This is a genomic window from Corynebacterium alimapuense (assembly GCF_003716585.1).
In the GTDB taxonomy this organism is placed as follows: domain Bacteria; phylum Actinomycetota; class Actinomycetes; order Mycobacteriales; family Mycobacteriaceae; genus Corynebacterium; species Corynebacterium alimapuense.
In genome coordinates this window covers 261446-278146 of record NZ_PTJO01000001.1, presented here as the reverse complement: position 1 = coordinate 278146, position 16701 = coordinate 261446, and the positions used below count along the sequence as shown (strand labels likewise).

Below are 16701 nucleotides of genomic sequence, written 5' to 3'. Positions count from 1 at the left end.
CTTTCTGCAAGCTTGATGGTGGTGCGTGTGTTGTTTCAGCAGCGATTTAGGTCTCGAGCAGGGACTGACCCCAGTACTCATCCGGGGCGGTGCCTCGAGGAATGGCAAAGACCGCAGATCCCGTGTGGAATATCCATTCGTTCAGCCGGTCTGCCTCTGCCAGGCGCTGTTGGATCGGGTGGAACTGAGTGAGCGGATCCTGCTGGAAGGACCCGAACACCAAACCAGAGTTTGAAGTGAATCGGTGACCAGGGATCGGCGGGAGATCGTAGTTATAAACGCGTCGTAGAATCTGCTGTTCTGGGTTATCCACCGGAGGATGTGCTCGGGCGACATGGCTCTTGGAATCGATGGCAGGAAGACCATAGGAATCGGTGACGGTGAGATCGACGTCGTCAAACTCTTTTTCTTGTCCCAGGGGAGCACCTTCTGCGATCGTTCGGCCCATGGAGAGCTCGCGGACTCCACGGTCAGCGGCATCCCATCCATCCATATCCATCTCGATGCGACGAACCACGAGCGAGGTGCCACCATTGAGCCAGTTTTCCGAATCCGAGATCCAGACGAGTGAATCCAGCTCTTCTTCCGTTCGCAGATTGACTGTTCCGTCCTTCTGGCCGAAGAGATTCCGAGGAGTCTCGGATTCCGCTAGGACGCCGTCTGCATAAGAGAAACCCTCTTGGACCCACGCTGGTGTGGCGTAGCGCTTCGCAGCTTTGATCATCCATCTTGAGGCGTAGGAGACCGCTACCGGATCATCAGCAGCGATTTGCAGACAGATATCGCCTTCTGACCATTCGGGGAGAAGCTCATCGGTGGGGTATTCCGGCAGCTTATCCAGCCATACGGGAGCATGATCTTCCAAGCCTGCCTTCACCAAGAAGCCTCGGCCATAGCCGATCGTCGCGGTCAGGTTGGCAGGGCGAGTGACCATCTCCTCATCCAGGCTGCCCAAAGGGATCTCTCCTTGAGTCAATTTGCGGGCATCATCGGTCCACAGTTTCATCAACCGAATGACGCCGTCTCGGTCCGCATCTTCCGCCAGATTGAAGGCAATGAGCCATTGGTGGGCCTGGTGCTTGGTGTGGATACCTGCCTGGTGAGGCTGATCGAAGGCAATCGTTTCGGTAGCTAACTCGATGCCTGATTGAGCTGCCTCGGAGGAAGCATCACTAGTCTCAGGTTTCGCACAAGCAGAGAGCGCTCCGGCGGTGGCTACGGTGGAAAAGAGTCCGGCACCTGCGAAGAATTTTCGTCGGGAGAATTGTTGAGTCATCTCTCCATCACCCGAGGTCGGAGTAGTCTTCGTTCCCAGCAGCTTGTTCGCGCACGGGGAGGGAGAACTCCACAGTGGAGCCTTCTGACAGAGTGAGGACCAGATCCAAGTCGCCGCCGGCCGGAATCTCTTCGTAGATTTCCATGACCATCAGGTGATCTCCACCTGGTTCGAGCGTTTTGTACGCTCCGGCTGCGATCTCGAAGCCGCCGTCTTTCTCGCTCATCACGCCGTCGATGGTCTGGTGTAGTTCGTAGTGAGTCTCATCCGGGAGGTTGGTGACAGTAAACGATGCGATGTTGATGTCCTGGTCGCCGTCGTTGACCAACTCGCCGAAGCAGGCTGTCATAGTCTCCATCGAATTGAACTCAGCATCGGCGGGAGACTTAGCTTTTGCCCGGCAGTAGCCATTTTCCATGCTCAGTGCGATTTCCCCTGAGCTAGCAACCTCGGAGGTTGCGGCAGCGCTATCTGCGGAGTCGCTGGAACATCCAGCGAGCAGAAGCGCAGGCAGTGATGCAACTGCGATGGCGATATAGGACATGGACTTCATTCGAGAGCTCCTCAGACAGGGATAAAACGATGAGACGAGACTGCTTTTGTTCTCAAAGTGAGTAGTCGGAGTTGCCAATGATTTAGTTCCCAGTCCTTTCCCGTGCAATCTGCAGGGGCCTCCTAGACGGTTCGCTATCGATGCCGTAAATGCGGACATGGATCATGCTCGGCCCCGCGCACTGAGACGACGGGTGGCTAAGACTTTTCCGGAGGGAATAAAACCGCTTCACCTGTGGTTTATTGCCTGAGACTTGGGCCAATTTCCATCACTGCTGAAAAAGAGTCAGGTGGCTGGGGATACCAGTCGCATCCAATCCTGCAGGGAGGTCTTGCTGGCTGAAGACGGCTAGAGAAGACTAAAGAAAGCAGGGGGAGCTGTGGGGGTAATATACTTAGAAAGTAATCAATTGCCTTGGTGGGCAGGTCCCCCTAGTGTCGTGGGTCTAAGCGGGGACTTTTTGTGTGTTGTGTTCACTGCGCTCGCTGCGTCTCAGCGCCCAGGCGACAGTGACAAGCGGCACCAGGATCCCAGCCAATGCGATAACAAACCCAGTCCAAGAGGTGCGCGCGAAGATGAACCCAGCAGCAGCGCCCAATAATGAGGATCCCACGTAGTAGCAGAATAGATACATGCTTGAGGCCTCTGCCCGGTGGGTAGTGGCGACCAGCCCAATCCAGCTTGAGGCGACTGAGTGCATGGCAAAGAAGGAAGCGGTAAATGCCAAGAGCCCGGCCAGTGCCAGCGGTAGCCATCCGCTGACGGTAGCCAAAGCGCCCAGCAACAATAGAACGGTACAGGTCAGCAGAGTATTGCCTCGGCCATGGCGGCTGGCGATGGCTCCGGCGCGGGCAGCGCTCCACGTTCCAGAGAGGTACATGACAAATACCACTCCGACTAGCGCTGGAGAGAGGCCAAAATGCTCGACCATTCGGAATCCAAAGAAGTTATACATGGATACGAAAACCCCCATGCCGAGGAATGCAGTGGCAAAGAGCGCCGCCAGCTGAGGATTGCGCCAGTGGCCAACCATGGCTGCTACTTCAGAACGGAGTCGGAGCTTTTTGGGTGTGAATCTTCGCTGTTTGGGCAGGAGCGTGGCCATCGCCATAGCCGCGAGAAAAGCTGCGCCAGAGCTGACAAACAGTGCCGCACGCCAATCCACAATCTCTAGCAGGCCTGCGGGAATGAGCCGTCCAGTTAGTCCACCGAAGGAGGTACCGGCGACGTAGATACCCATTGCTCGAGCAAGGTCGGCTGGGTTGAGCTCTTCCGAGAGCCATGTCATGGCAACCGCTGGCACCCCGGCGATGACCATTCCCTGTAGTGCGCGCAGCAGGATCAGGGTGGTGACATCTGGTGCTAGGGGGAGCAGCATTCCGAGGGCGGTAGCGGCGATGGCAGAGATGACGAGGATCCGGCCACGTCCAAAGCGTTCGGACAAGATAGACGCCGGAACGATGCAGATCGCGAGCATGCCGGTGGCCGCAGATACCGTTAGCGCAGCTTGAGTTGGGGTGATGCTGAGGTCGTCGACGAGAGTGGGTAGGAGCGCCTGAGTGGCGTAGAGGGCGTTGAAAGTAGCCAGGCCTGCGGCAAGCATGGCTAGCACTGCGCGTCGATAGTCGCGTTCGCCGTGGCGCAGGCCCTCACGCTGATTTTCCATAGGCCTATCGTCACCTACCGGGGCTAATGAGTAAAATGACGAAAATGACGCTTATCGATACGATTAGTGCATGAGTGACATTAGTGCGACGGATTTGCAGGGATTTATTGCGGTGGCTGAATCAGGTCATCTCACTGATACTGCCGCAATTCTCGGGATTCCCCAGCCAACTCTTACTCGGCGCATTCGTCGAGTGGAGAGCTCCATGAAAGCTAATCTTTTCGATCGTGGCAGCCGACGGATGGTGCTTAACTCGCGAGGTCGAGCTTTCTTGCCGCACGCACGTGCGATGCTCGCTGAATTGGCCGAAGGCAGTTCCAAAATCGCCCGACTCATGGACCCAGAACGTGGAACCATCCGGCTTGATTTTATGCACTCCTTGGGCACTTGGATGGTGCCGGATATCCTCCGGGACTATCGGAGTTTGTATCCAGCCGTGGATATCCGACTCCATCAAGGAGCAGCGCGTGAGCTCGTGGATCGAATTCGTGTCGACGCCACCGATGTCGCCCTCGTCGGGCCCCGGCCGCCTGAAGCGGGTGAAGAACTAGGTTGGCACCAGCTTCGCCTGCAACGGCTGGCGCTCGCACTGCCCGAGGACCATCCGCTAGCGAGGGAAGGCGCCACCCCGGTCGATATCCGTCAGGTCAAAGACGAGAACTTTGTTGGGATGCTGCCAGGTTATGGCACCCGTCTCTTGCTCGATCGCATTAGCGCTGGCTTCGGGTTCTCCCCGAGACTGGTGTTTGAATCCATGGAGCTCACGACGGTCGCAGGGCTGGTCTCAGCGGGCTTGGGAGTAGCCCTGCTGCCGTTGGACGACCCATATCTTGCCCCGACCGGGATTGTTCTTCGGCCACTTGATCCTCCCGAGCACCGGGAATTGGGGCTGGTGTGGCGCGCTGATGCTGAATCCGCACCCCCGATTGATCAGTTTCGGGAGTTTGTCATCGGGGGAGTGTGATCTCCGTGCTCTTTTGTGGGGTATTGCTTTGAAATAAGGCGGTGTGAATCGACCTGAATCGACCTGAATCGACTACGTCGCCGCTCTCGGGCTGAGAGCGGCGACGTATTATTTGTTAGGTTGAGTTACTTTGCAGCGGCGTAGCGCTGAGCAACATCTTCCCAGTTGAAGACGTTCCAAGCGGCCTTGACGTAGTCCGGCTTAACGTTCTTGTACTGGAGGTAGAAGGCGTGCTCCCACATATCCAGCATCAGCAGCGGGGTCATGTTGATAGAAATGTTTCCCTGCTGGTCAGTCAGCTGCTCGATGATCAGGCGGCCACTGATGTGATCCCAGCCCAACACTGCCCAGCCGGAACCCTGCAGGCCCAAAGCCGCACCGGTGAAATGTGCCTTGAACTTCTCGAAGGAACCGAAATCACGGACGATGGCCTCGGCCAGCTCGCCGGTAGGCTCGCCGCCACCATTGGGGGAGAGGTTCTTCCAGAAGATGGAGTGGTTGGTGTGGCCACCCAAGTTGAATGCCAGGTTCTTAGACAGTGCTCGGATCTTGTCCGGGTTGGCATCGCCGTTGCGCTCAGCCTCGAGTGCTTCGAGTGCGGCATTGGCGCCGCCGACGTAAGTGGCATGGTGCTTGGAATGGTGCAGCTCCATGATCTCAGCCGAAATATGCGGTTCGAGAGCGTCGTAAGCGTAATCGAGCTCGGGGAGTTCGTAGACAGCCATGTTCTCGTGAATCCTTTCGTCGGGGTGGCGCCATATCAACTAGCGCCTTGTCCCCCATGATAGGCAGATCTGCGGATTTGGCAACGAAACTGTTCCCGAAATAGATTTTTGAGACCAGCTATCGGGCCTTTTGCGTTGCTTTCTCGGATCTTCAGCATCTTTGAACACTGCCCTGGTAGTCGGCTGATAGGTCTGAACCGAGCCAGCAACATGGACTATTTGAGGCGTGGTCATGTCGATTGCTCAACACAACCATTTTGTTTGGCGCGTAAAGTAGTGGACATGTCATGGATGTTTGCGCGTACCCCTGAATTGGTCCCTACCGATAAAGCTCTTCCCGGTCGAGCCACCCCAGTGCTGAGTAATCCGCGTGCTCACGCTGTGCTGGGTACTCCGATCGCTGGACCCTGGAAAGAAGGCCAGCGTTCTGTGCTCGTAGGTATTGGCTGCTTCTGGGGAGCCGAGAAGATGTACTGGAAAATGCAGGGAGTGGAATCAACGTCTGTCGGTTACGCAGGAGGTGTCACTCTTAATCCCACCTATCGTGAGGTGTGTTCAGGAAAGACTAACCACGTCGAGGTCGTTGAGGTTGTCTACAACCCAGAGCTAATCTCCCTGCGCGAGATTGTGGTCGCTGCGCTTGAAGGGCATGACCCCACGCAGAGCATGCGCCAAGGAAATGACGTGGGAACTCAGTATCGTTCAGCGTTTTATACCGTTGGCGATGATGCAAAAGCAGAGAGCCAACAGATTCAAGACATCGTCGATGCCTATGCGCAGCAGCTCAAAGAGCATGGCTTCGGTGCTGCAACCACCGAGGTAAAAGCTCTCTCAGATACTGCATCAGGCGAGTACTACCTTGCTGAAGATGAGCATCAGCAGTATCTGCACAAGGTTCCGCATGGCTACTGCCCGATTCACTCCACCGGGGTTGCTTGTCATCTGCCGGATGAGCAGTGACTAGGCAGTGATCAGATGAGCTAGGTGGGTGCGGTACCAGCCCTACCCGTAGCTAAGTCGGTGGAGGCCGGGCAGCGCTCAAACACTTAATCCCAGCTGAGCTGTGTGAGGTTCGTGATCACTGGTTCGGTGGCCGGGGCTTGAGGATCGCGAGGGATACCTGCTCGGAGGAGATAGTGGGCAGTCATGCCTGCTTTTCTTGCCCCGAGGACATCATTAGGCCAAGAATCGCCGACCATCACTGCTTCTGCAGCTCTGACTCCTAGGCGTTCTAAGGCTCGTTGGTAGGCCTCAGGTCGAGGTTTTGGCGCGCCGAGTTCGACGGTCGGCAAAAGCACAACTCCATCGAGCAATAGGCCGGTGCAATCGAGCTTTCTCAGCTGCATAGCTTCCGCACCGTTAGTAAGCACCCCTACTTGAAGCCCAGCCTCGAGCGCCGCCGTGAGCGAATCATGCGCATCGTCGAAAGCTCGCCAATTGTTTCGATAAGCCGTTAGATAATGTTCGTAGAGCGATAGTGCCTCATCATCGCTGAGCTCAGATCGGCCAAGAAACTCTCGACATCGTTCGATGCGTTGTCCTAGATGGCTGACTTCGCCGCGCTCGTAGCGGCCAAACCAGCGCTTTTCGATGTCCTGCCATCGGGGCCATTGCCCTTCTGGCAGACCTAACTCGGCGCACCAGGATTCCACTCCAGCTTGAGCAGCGGCGTCATGGTCGACCAACGTGCCATCAAGGTCGTAGATCAGGGCGCGGGTAGTAGCTGGAGAATGCATGCTGCCAGTCTAGGAAAATCTGATAGATGGCCGTGGAGTAAAGATGATGTGAAATCTGTGTCCTCGGGTGGCGGCTGCTGCGAGGCAATGGTGACAATGCCCCTGTGAGTCAATTGGGCAAGGGCAAGATGACACGGCGGAGCTTGTTTCGAGGAACTCTTATCGCAGGTGCCGTCACAGTTGCTCCTGCCTATCTGAACAGGGGTTATGCCTCGGATACTGCTAGCTTGGGAAGCGCCAGTGTTAGTGAGAACTATGGGCTCAGTCCCTACACTCAAACTGAACACCAGCCGTTTATGCATGGAGTGGCCTCCGGAGATCCACTACCGAATTCGGTCATCCTCTGGACCCGGGTTACTCCTACTGTTGAATCGGTCCCTGGATCTGGTCAAGGCCCGGATGTTCGGGTTGGTTGGGAGATATCGGCAACTCCAGACTTCGCCCGTATCGTGCGTTCTGGGACTGCCATCGCCACTGCGGTCAACGACCATGCCGTTCACGTTGACCCCTTCGAATTGGCTCCCGATACCGTATATTTTTATCGATTCAGACTGCTCGACGGAGACCAATCGGGGAGAGTTTCTCGCATTGGGCGTACTCGGACAACGCCGCTCGATGATGCAAATTCTGCGCAATTGCGGCTGGCGGTGTGCTCATGCGCAAATTTTGAGGCAGGCTACTTTGGCGCATATTCCGATATTGCGCGCCGGGCGTATGCAGAAGAGATTGATGTGGTCGTGCACATGGGTGATTACATCTACGAATATGCTTCCGGCGACTACGCCGGAAAATACGGGGTGGTTCGTCCACATGTGCCCACCTGGGAGCTGCGTGTTCTCTCGGATTACCGTTCTCGTTATGGCCATTACCGTCGGGATGTAGAGCTGCAGGAGGCACATGCTGCTGCACCCTGGGTGGTGACATGGGATGACCATGAGATTGCCAATGACGCTTGGTCAGGTGGCGCGAGTGACCACACTGACAAGCAGGGCGATTGGTATTCCAGACGTGATGCTGCAATGCAGGCTTATCTTGAGTGGCTGCCAGTTCGCGGAGGATCTCCCTCCCGAGGTGGGCGGATCTATCGCACTCTACGCTTCGGGCGTCTGGCGGAACTGAATATGCTCGACCTTCGCTCCTACCGCAGCGCCCCAGGGGTATTTCGCCCCATCGGGCAGGAGTCTCAGGACCATACGATCATGGGCCAGGAACAGTTTGAGTGGCTATCTGCCAGACTTTCGAACACCTCAGCGCGGTGGAATCTCATCGGAACCTCGGTGATGATGTCTCCTTTAAACCTGCTAGATATTGGCCGCGTGGTGCACCAACCCTTGCTGGAAATGGTGGGGTTTGAAGACACCGAAACTCCAGTCAACTCTGACCAATGGGATGGATACGTAGCTGATCGTGAGCGATTGCTTGCGCAGCTGGGCCGTGAACATGCTCATGGCCGTACGGTGTTTCTCACCGGAGATATCCATTCCGAGTGGGCCAACCATATCGTCCATGAAGATCGAGTCATCGCTGCCGAGCTGGTGTGCTCATCGGTGTCCGCCCCGAATGTCGATGACGTTCTCACGCTGCCAGCGAATAATCCTGCCTCTACTTCGGCAGAAGCGCACATTCTTAGACATAACTCGCATATTTCCCACGTGGATCTCGATGCGCATGGCTATGCCACCTTGACCATTACAGAGGATGGGGCCGAGATGTCTTGGCAACGTTGCACTGATGTCACCGTCGCAGGTAGCGGTGTTCAGGCTGGCCCCACTCGTCGTTACGACGGCGCACGCATTAGCGTCTGACCGAATCTGATCGGATGAATTCCTCGGCGCGAACCGCGATATCCGGGGTGAGGCGTACCGCGCCATGGCCAGCGATGATTTCGTCCCAGTAGTACAGCATTTCTTCGTGATAGTTGTGCCCATGACCGCCAGGGGTACTTAGCGAGGTCAGCTGATCCAGTCCGACCTGCCAGGCAGTGATAAATGGTACCCACCTCATGCCCGGAACCACATCCAGGTGTTGTCCACTAGGTGCGGAAACTCCTCGAGCACCTGGCTCTACAAGCCATCTCGGACGCCGCCAGAACAGCTGTGAGCTCCACCAAACGATGGGATCAGAAGCATGTTGGGCAACCACCATCCGTGGATGAGACCAATCATGTCGATAGTCCATGTCACTGAAATCATGGTGAAGGTGATCTGGGTGGGCGACGAAGCGAACGTGGCGTCCACCATCGACAATCGGAAGCCGTTCTGGGGAGCCGGGATCGCGGCGCCTAGAAAGCTCACGTATTAGTTGAGTGAAACGGGGTGACCCAGAAAGCAGTGCTCCGTCGGTGTGTGACAGCAGATCGTCGAGATCCTCGAAGGCGGTGGCGATGCCATATCCGCCCAAGGATTCGCCTGCCACGTAGAACCGTGGCCGTTCCGTAGGATCCATGCTTCGGAGTCGGTCCAAAATTGCCCCAATGAGAAGGCGAGAAGCTCGCACTGGAGTGTCGCGATCAACCAAGTAGGCTACCGCCGAGGGGAGATAGGAATACTGCATGGCTACGGTGGCGCAGTCGCCACCGGTGAGGAACTCCACCGAACACACCGACCAGTCGGTGATCCAGCCGGAGCCTGCGGAGGTTTGGACCACGATGGTGCCTCTTTCGAAAGCTCCAGTGCGATCCATTTCAGCAAGGACGCAGCGTGCTGCCTCTTCCAATTTTCGGTCAGGTTGTAGACCAATAAAGATTCGGATGGGCTCCCGTGGTTCGGTGGGTTCCATCCCAGTGATCCTGGCGATGTCCCGAGCTCGAGGGCCCAGTGCCAATACTGCTCGGCCCTGGGCGCCGACGCTAGACCACTGTTCGAACGACCATGGGCTACCAGAGCGCTCCGGCTCCCACGGCATTGCTGTTCCGGGAAAGACCGATTGGTTGAGTGCCTCGGCATTGCGAGAAAAGTTGGCGAATGCCCGGCGGATAAACATCCGGTCGCTGAGCGCGGCAGTCACAATGCCGACTGATATCGCCGCGATCGGCCAACTCAGCCACAGTGGCATGAACTTCGATAGTCGTCGTCCCAGTTGATCCACGCTCTGCTGTGCCGCTTCGCCGATCAATAGGAGAGCGCCATACCCAGCGGTGCCCACGACGCCTCCCACCAGTAGATGCCACGGGCTACGGCGAATGCGAAACTCCACCAGCCGGGCCTGCTGTTGCTGACGTCGCAGGCTCAGTCCGACCGCAACTGTAGTCACGGTGGCCAAAGCTGCGCGGCTTAACTGAAGGTAGCGCGCGGAGGTCGGCAAATATGGAACTCGTTTGATGCGAGCTTGCCCTTTAGCGAACGTCCAAGCCAGGCTGGTGGCCGTGATATGCCCCACTCCCTGACAAATGGCCACATTAGCGGCGGTGATCCACCATGGTCTTGGCAATAGCGAAAGCGAGATCGCCCACCACGTGGCTACCTCCGCGCCAAGCAACCCCGCGAACAGACGTTTCGGCAGCCTGCGTCGCTTGGCCATCCGCACACCGGGAGTCAGATCGGCTGCTATATCAAGGGCGAATGCGGTGCCTCTTAGCGCGCCAGTGGCAGCCCTGAGGGCGAGCCGAGTCGAGGGCCTCATGACTATGAGTCTGGCAGAGGTTATCGGACAGCGCAGTTCAGTCTGCGAGGGGCCACCTTTTAGGGTCATAATAGGGAGGAACGGATTAATCAATCCGGACTCTCGTTCTAACCCCATCCAGGGAGGATTTTCCCCATGCGGAAGACAGTCGGAAACAAAGTAGTACTAATCGGCGCCGGTGATGTCGGAGTTGCCTATGCCTATGCATTGGTCAACCAAGGGACAGTCGACCATCTTGCAATCATTGACATCGATGCCAAGAAGCTGCGCGGAAATGTCATGGACCTCAACCATGGCGTGGTGTGGGGCGGCTCCCGCACCCGGATCACCGAAGGTACCTACGCCGACTGTGAAGATGCCGCCATCGTGGTTATCTGCGCTGGTGCTGCCCAAAAGCCGGGCGAAACCCGTCTCCAGTTGGTAGATAAAAACATGAAGATCATGAACCATATCGTCGATGAGGTCATGGCAAATGACTTCGACGGTATTTTTGTGGTCGCTAGCAACCCGGTCGACCTGCTTACTTATGGTGTCTGGAAATTCTCTGGTCTGGATTCCAGCAAGGTCATCGGATCCGGCACTGTCCTGGATTCGGCGCGCTACCGTTTTATGCTCGGAGAGCTTACGCACACCTCTCCGATGTCGATCCACGCCTACATCATCGGCGAGCATGGGGATACCGAACTTCCAGTGGTTTCTACTGCGACGGTTGCCGGCGTTCCGCTGAGCGCACAGGCCGATCTAGAAGGAGATTTCGCCGAGCGTATCGAGAAAATCTTCGAAGAGACTCGCGATGCCGCCTATGAAATCATCGACGCCAAGGGATCTACTTCCTATGGCATCGGCATGGGATTGGCCCGAATCACTAAAGCCATCATCAAAAACCAGGATGTCGCCTTGCCGGTCTCTGCCTACTTGGAAGGCCAGTACGGTGAGGAAGATATCTACATCGGAACTCCCGCCATTATCAACCGAGGCGGTGTCAGCCGAGTCGTTCAGCTCCAGCTCAATGATCATGAAAAGGAGCGCTTCGAGCACTCTGCCAGCACCTTGCGCGATATCCAGGTGAAGTTCTTCCCCGCGGAATCCGCTGCAGAATAGTATCCGCTTTCTTCCGAGGTGCCGTAAGTAGTGAATGCAGGCACAATGAGCTCAGCAGAAGCTACTTAAAGCCTAGGAAAAGAGGACGGCACGTGGATGCCAGGTTGCAAACACTGATCAACGATGTAGATGCGCTGATCAGAACTCTTCTAGATGAGGAACGCCGCCAGGCTCCCGCCATCTCTAAAGTGGCACCTAGCCACCGAGATGGCGCCGTGAATCTCATTCATTATGCGGAGCTGCGCCAGCATGACATCCGGGCTCTTCAAGCTGAGCTTTCGGCCCTAGGCGCCACCCGTCTCACCACCACAGAACCAGCCGTGTTGACGCGGCTTAAAGCTGCGCGCAACGTGCTATCGGCTTTTGCGGGTGAAGAATTGGTGTATTCAAGTTCCGAGGTCAGTGACGGTTTTGCTGTTTCTGATGACATTCTCGAAGAACATGCCACTGCCTTGTTTGGGGACTCCCCAGAAGAGACGCACTCTCGCATCATGGTTACCCTGCCGGGAGAAGCTGGTCATGACCTAGATTTGGTCCGAGGGTTCGCTCAAGCTGGCATGGAACTGGCCAGGATCAACTGTGCCCACGATGGGCCAGAGGTCTGGGAGCGGATGATTGAGCATGTGCACACCGCTGCCGCCGAGGTTGGCCGAGAGATCAAAATCGGTATGGATTTGGCTGGTCCCAAGGTACGCACAGGTGCGATTGCACCGGGCGCAGCCGTTGGTCGTGCTCGAGTCACTCGCACGGAAACTGGGCAGGTTCTCACTCCTGCGAAATTATGGCTGACTCCGGTTGGATATCCGGCATTAGCCGCTCCAGACTTGCCCGGCCGACCTTGCTTGGCTGTACAAGTCGACGGCGATTGGTTGAGCAGGCTGGCCCCAGGCTCTGAGATTTCACTCTTAGACAATCGAGATTCCCGGCGACACTTTAACGTCACGCAGATAGAACCGGGGCAACCAGAGTCCACCGTTCCAGCCGCTGTACTTGCGGAGGGCCAGCGAAATGCCTATATCGCGAACTCCACCCTGCTAGAACACGATTGGGAAAAGACTCGCGTCAGCGGAATTGAGCCCACTGAGCGAAAGCTGCGCTTGGCTCCTGGTGACCATCTGATTCTCTGCGATGAACAGGTCTCAGCAGATCCCACCCCAGGCACGACTCCACGGATCAGTTGCACTCTCCCAGAAGCAGTGGCCGCGATAGAGGTCGGACAGCGTGTGCAATTTGATGATGGAGCGATCGCTGCACTGGCCATCGGTAAACAGTCCACCGATGACGGATACGTGGAGATTGAACTAGAGGTTATTCACGCAGCTCCCGGTGGTACGAACTTGGCGGCCTACAAGGGCATTAACCTGCCGGAGACCACGTTGCCACTGCCGAGTCTGACGGAAGAGGACATTGCAGCGCTGAACTTCGTGGTCCGAAACGCGGATATTGCTCATGTGTCCTTCATCCGTGACTCTGGCGATGTTGAGTTCCTCCTAAGCACCTTGGCAGATATTGCAGAGACTGCGGAGACGGAAGAAATCGCGGAACGGGCTCGAAACCTAGGGGTGGTTCTCAAGATCGAGACGATTCCCGCTTTTGAAAACCTCCCGCAGGTCCTGTTAGAAGGCATGCGCCATCCCAATCTCGGCATCATGATCGCTCGCGGTGATCTGGCCGTAGAGCTCGGCTTTGATCGGATGGCGGAGGTGCCTCGGCTGATCTCTCAGATGGCTGAGGCCGCCCATGTACCCACGGTGATGGCTACTCAGGTACTAGAGAACATGGCTAAGGCTGGGCTTCCCTCCCGTGCCGAAATTACCGATGCTGCTTATGCATTGCGCAGCGAAGTCGTCATGCTCAATAAGGGTCCCCACATCACCGATGCGATTAACATTTTGCATCGGATGTCGACCAAGTTGGGTCGTTCTCAGCGGAAGAACCGGCAGCTTCTGCGACGTATCCGCAGCTGGGGTGTCGAACAGCAGCCTGCAGAATGAATATCATCGCCCACCGTGGCTATTCTGCACGCTACCCAGAGCTGACCCCGATCGCTTTCGAGAAAGCTCTGGCTCTGCCGATCCACGGCATCGAATGCGATATTCGGCTTACTCTCGATGGCGAGGTGGTGGTGGTCCATGATCCGATCATTGACCGTGTCGCCAACGGTCGTGGGCGAGTCTCAGCGATGACTCTGGCGCAGCTGCGCAAGTACAACTTCGGCACGCCGGATAATCCGCAGACGATTCTCACTCTCCGTGAGCTATTGGCAATGGTGACTGCGCAGAATGACAAACATATCTATATCGAGACCAAGCATCCGATGCGCTACGGACGGATGCTTGAAGAACAACTCGTGCGGGTTTTGCAGTACCAAGATCTTATCGACGATCCTCGTATCCATGTCATCTCCTTCTCTCCTGCCGCGATAATGAGAATGAGAACTCTTGCCCCCGGTATCGATCGGATTCACCTCCGGCGCAAAATCGAAAGATGGCTCAATCCAGTAGATACCCACCCGGGCGAGCCCACGGGCTTAGGGCTATCAGTAATGCGGGCACGTCGGCACCCCGAGCTGGTATCCAGTCATAATCTCCCTACCTACATGTGGACGGTCAACACGCCCAATGACATGCAGTGGGCGCGCGAGGCGGGAGTAAAAATGATGGCCACAGATGATCCTGAATTGGCGCTGGAGACACTAGAGGAACTGAACTCTTAGGTAGCCAGGTACCTTTGAGATCATGGCCAAGAAGAACAAGAAAAATGAGAACCTGCCCGAGGGCATGAGTCGTCGCCAAGCTAAGCTTGCCGCCCGCGCCGCTGAACGTGCCGCATTAGAACGCGAGCCTCGCCCTTATGGTGGGCTGTCCGCTGAGGCAGATCTCATCGCCTTGCAGGAATTCGTTCCCTCCGCAGTGGCCAAGATCGAGGTCAAGGGCATCGATCGTGACGTTTATATTGTCACCGTTTTGCCGGGTGGCGGGGCAGCCCTCGTCCGAGAAGACAACCTCGGGGGAGCGGCCTTTGTTGCGCTTCAGTTGCAGATCCGAAGCCAGAATCCGGGCCGCGATCTGGCCTATGCACTCAATTGGGTGGCTAATGCCCAACCCGGTCAGACTCTGGAATCGGCTTCTGCCGATGGCACCGAGCCAAAGCTTACCGAGCTCATCGCTGCGGATGCTGCCTTGGAGATCACCGAGCACCAAGATTTCAATTGGTGGATCCCAGAAGGCTCGAACCTGGACGCTATGACGCACCAGGCGATCCAGAACGCCAACGAGTCGGTTGTGGAATCCCACCGCATCGAGGCGGAAGTTCCTGGCGCTCTGTGGTGGGTCAACCCTGGTGGAAAAGCGCATATCCGGTGGATTCGCACTGATAACGAGGACGCTTTGCTGACCGCGCTAGCCCGCATCGCTGCTCGTGGAGATCTGAACCTTGGGGAAAATACTCGCTTTGCCGGAGTGTTCCGTACTCACGGCCTACTCGTGCCAGTATTCGATCTGGACCCAGAGGTTGCCTACGACTCCTATGGAGATGAGATAGTCCGACTCTCTTCGGCATTGGAGATCGAACTATCCAATGATCAACAGCTCACTGCTGATGAGCGTCGTCAGCTACAGAACATCAAGTCACGTCAGGTCACCATTCGCTGATCGTGTGATAGCGAAAGACCTCCGGCAAGCTTTGGCTTGTTCCGGAGGTCTTTTCTTATTTAGGCAGGTCCACGCTGGAGTATCAACATCCAGGTTCAGGTCACTTCATCGATTCCCAGAGAGCAGTCGCGCCAGCGTCATCCCACAAGACCACGTTGCCTACGTCGTAGTCAGCGAAGCCTGCCACTGGTACCGTCTCCGTCTCCACACCTGAACGCATTGCTAGGGCCACGCGGGCTAGGTGCCAGACGTGGTCACCATCGCCGACGGTGAAAGAACTGGCAGTGTTAGTAATCAATGGGATCAGACGTAGGGGATTGAGCAGTGTCCCCGGAGAGGTCGCAGTCTCCACTAGGGAGGAAAAGAATTCACGCTGGCGTTCGACTCGGTCGAGATCACCCAATGGGGTAGCGCGGGTTCGGACATATCCCAGGGCCGTTGGCCCGTCCATCTCCTGGCAACCAGCTTCGACATCGAGCTGGGCTAGGGGATCATTGATCGCATACTCGGGGCATAGTTCAACTCCACCAACGGCGTCGACGACATTGGCGAGCCCGCCCATACCGATCTCTGCGTAGTGATCGATCCTCAGGCCGGTGGCTTGTTCTACGGTCTCAGCCAGCAGAACTGGCCCACCGAAGGTGAAAGCAGCGTTGACCTTATTCTCGCCATAGCCAGGAATGCTCACCAAACTATCGCGGGGGATAGAGACCAAACGAGCCTGGCCGAGGGCAGAAAGATGCAGCAACATGATGGTGTCAGTTCGCCCGACGCCGATGTCACCACCAGTGCCGAGGAGCGCTGCTTCCTCATCAGAGAGCCCTTCGCGAGAGTCTGAGCCGACCAATAGCCAGTTAGTACCTGAAGTATTAGAGACCTGATTATCCGGGGTGGCTTCTACTCGGTTGAGTTGGGCATCAGCCCACAAAGTAAGAACCATCGTAAAGACGAGGAAGATTGCCGCTGCCCAGCCAAGTGGGCGTAGACAACCTCCGCCGAAACGGCGACGGGGTGGCTTGCTTTGAGTATGGCGCCCACCCTGTTGCGGTGGCTGCGGCGGTAGTTGTTGATACTGCTGCTGGTACTGCGGTTGTTGATACTGGTTTGGCTGGTACTGACGCTGCTGATAATCCGGCTGCCGGGGAGGAACATACTGACGAGGCGGGGATGGGCGTCCCGCCGGCGGTTCGGCGGTTCGTCGTGGCCTCCGCTGAGATTGTGCGGAAGGCGGGGTAGCAGGGCGCCTGCGAACGGGGCGACCGTAGCGATCAGTGAGCGGGCGGCCGTCGTGGCCGCGGATGATGTCTTCGGAATCGCGGGGGTCGGACGACCTTCCCGGCAGAGGTTGCTGCCGGTCGTTGCGTCTGTCGCGTTCATCCATGGGCTATAGCGTAATCACTGACCCC

14 protein-coding genes are annotated in these 16701 nt (G+C 56.8%); 7 read left to right on the top strand and 7 right to left on the bottom strand.

Annotation, left to right across the window (positions count from 1 at the left end; all coding sequences use genetic code 11):
* Positions 1–46 precede the first annotated feature (46 nt).
* The 3 genes from C5L39_RS01230 to C5L39_RS01220 form a co-directional block, all read right to left on the bottom strand.
* Positions 47–1276: a Dyp-type peroxidase gene (locus C5L39_RS01230; protein ID WP_123047066.1), complete on the bottom strand. Its 1230-nt coding sequence runs from the start codon at positions 1274–1276 to the stop codon at positions 47–49.
* Between the two features lie 7 nt (positions 1277–1283).
* Positions 1284–1829: a copper chaperone PCu(A)C gene (locus tag C5L39_RS01225; protein ID WP_165857941.1), complete on the bottom strand. Its 546-nt coding sequence runs from the start codon at positions 1827–1829 to the stop codon at positions 1284–1286.
* A 445-nt stretch (positions 1830–2274) separates the two neighbouring features.
* Entirely contained in the window at positions 2275–3495 is a 1221-nt protein-coding gene (locus C5L39_RS01220; RefSeq protein WP_123047064.1) for an MFS transporter, read from the bottom strand.
* A gap of 70 nt (positions 3496–3565) precedes the next feature.
* Here C5L39_RS01220 and C5L39_RS01215 point away from each other — a divergent pair, with 70 nt between their 5' ends.
* Positions 3566–4459, top strand: a complete 894-nt coding sequence (locus C5L39_RS01215; RefSeq protein ID WP_123047063.1) for a LysR substrate-binding domain-containing protein — start codon at positions 3566–3568, stop codon at positions 4457–4459.
* 125 nt (positions 4460–4584) lie between these two features.
* On the opposite strand, the gene C5L39_RS01210 is transcribed toward C5L39_RS01215, so the two are convergent.
* Positions 4585–5184, bottom strand: coding sequence for a superoxide dismutase (locus C5L39_RS01210; RefSeq protein WP_123047062.1), 600 nt, complete (start codon positions 5182–5184; stop codon positions 4585–4587).
* 282 nt (positions 5185–5466) lie between these two features.
* Here C5L39_RS01210 and msrA point away from each other — a divergent pair, with 282 nt between their 5' ends.
* The gene (msrA, locus tag C5L39_RS01205; protein WP_123047061.1) at positions 5467–6144 is read left to right on the top strand and encodes a peptide-methionine (S)-S-oxide reductase MsrA; all 678 of its coding nucleotides are present in this window, start codon (positions 5467–5469) and stop codon (positions 6142–6144) included.
* Positions 6145–6230: 86 nt separating this feature from the next.
* Here the strand turns inward: msrA and C5L39_RS01200 are convergent, their stop codons facing one another.
* The gene (locus tag C5L39_RS01200; protein WP_123047060.1) at positions 6231–6920 is read right to left on the bottom strand and encodes an HAD family hydrolase; all 690 of its coding nucleotides are present in this window, start codon (positions 6918–6920) and stop codon (positions 6231–6233) included.
* Between the two features lie 296 nt (positions 6921–7216).
* Here C5L39_RS01200 and C5L39_RS01195 point away from each other — a divergent pair, with 296 nt between their 5' ends.
* Positions 7217–8725: an alkaline phosphatase D family protein gene (locus C5L39_RS01195; RefSeq protein ID WP_245974832.1), complete on the top strand. Its 1509-nt coding sequence runs from the start codon at positions 7217–7219 to the stop codon at positions 8723–8725.
* Here C5L39_RS01195 and C5L39_RS01190 read toward each other — a convergent pair.
* Complete coding sequence (locus C5L39_RS01190) at positions 8715–10541, bottom strand: alpha/beta-hydrolase family protein (RefSeq protein ID WP_123047059.1); 1827 nt, start codon at positions 10539–10541, stop codon at positions 8715–8717. The genes C5L39_RS01195 and C5L39_RS01190 overlap by 11 nt on opposite strands.
* 135 nt (positions 10542–10676) lie before the next feature.
* Here C5L39_RS01190 and C5L39_RS01185 point away from each other — a divergent pair, with 135 nt between their 5' ends.
* The 4 genes from C5L39_RS01185 (at position 10677) to C5L39_RS01170 (ending at position 15295) form a co-directional block, all read left to right on the top strand.
* Positions 10677–11642: an L-lactate dehydrogenase gene (locus C5L39_RS01185; RefSeq protein WP_123047058.1), complete on the top strand. Its 966-nt coding sequence runs from the start codon at positions 10677–10679 to the stop codon at positions 11640–11642.
* Positions 11643–11734: 92 nt separating this feature from the next.
* Positions 11735–13636 carry a pyruvate kinase gene (locus tag C5L39_RS01180; RefSeq protein ID WP_123047057.1) on the top strand — a complete coding sequence of 634 codons (1902 nt, stop codon included), beginning with the start codon at positions 11735–11737 and terminating at the stop codon, positions 13634–13636.
* Positions 13633–14358, top strand: coding sequence for a glycerophosphodiester phosphodiesterase (locus tag C5L39_RS01175; protein ID WP_123047056.1), 726 nt, complete (start codon positions 13633–13635; stop codon positions 14356–14358). Before C5L39_RS01180 ends, C5L39_RS01175 begins: the two co-directional genes overlap by 4 nt.
* A 22-nt stretch (positions 14359–14380) precedes the next feature.
* Positions 14381–15295 carry a DUF5926 family protein gene (locus tag C5L39_RS01170; protein WP_123047055.1) on the top strand — a complete coding sequence of 305 codons (915 nt, stop codon included), beginning with the start codon at positions 14381–14383 and terminating at the stop codon, positions 15293–15295.
* Positions 15296–15395: 100 nt separating this feature from the next.
* Here C5L39_RS01170 and C5L39_RS01165 read toward each other — a convergent pair whose 3' ends face one another.
* Positions 15396–16676 (bottom strand): LCP family protein, encoded by a 1281-nt coding sequence (locus C5L39_RS01165; protein ID WP_123047054.1) that lies wholly within the window; start codon positions 16674–16676, stop codon positions 15396–15398.
* Positions 16677–16701 lie beyond the last annotated feature (25 nt).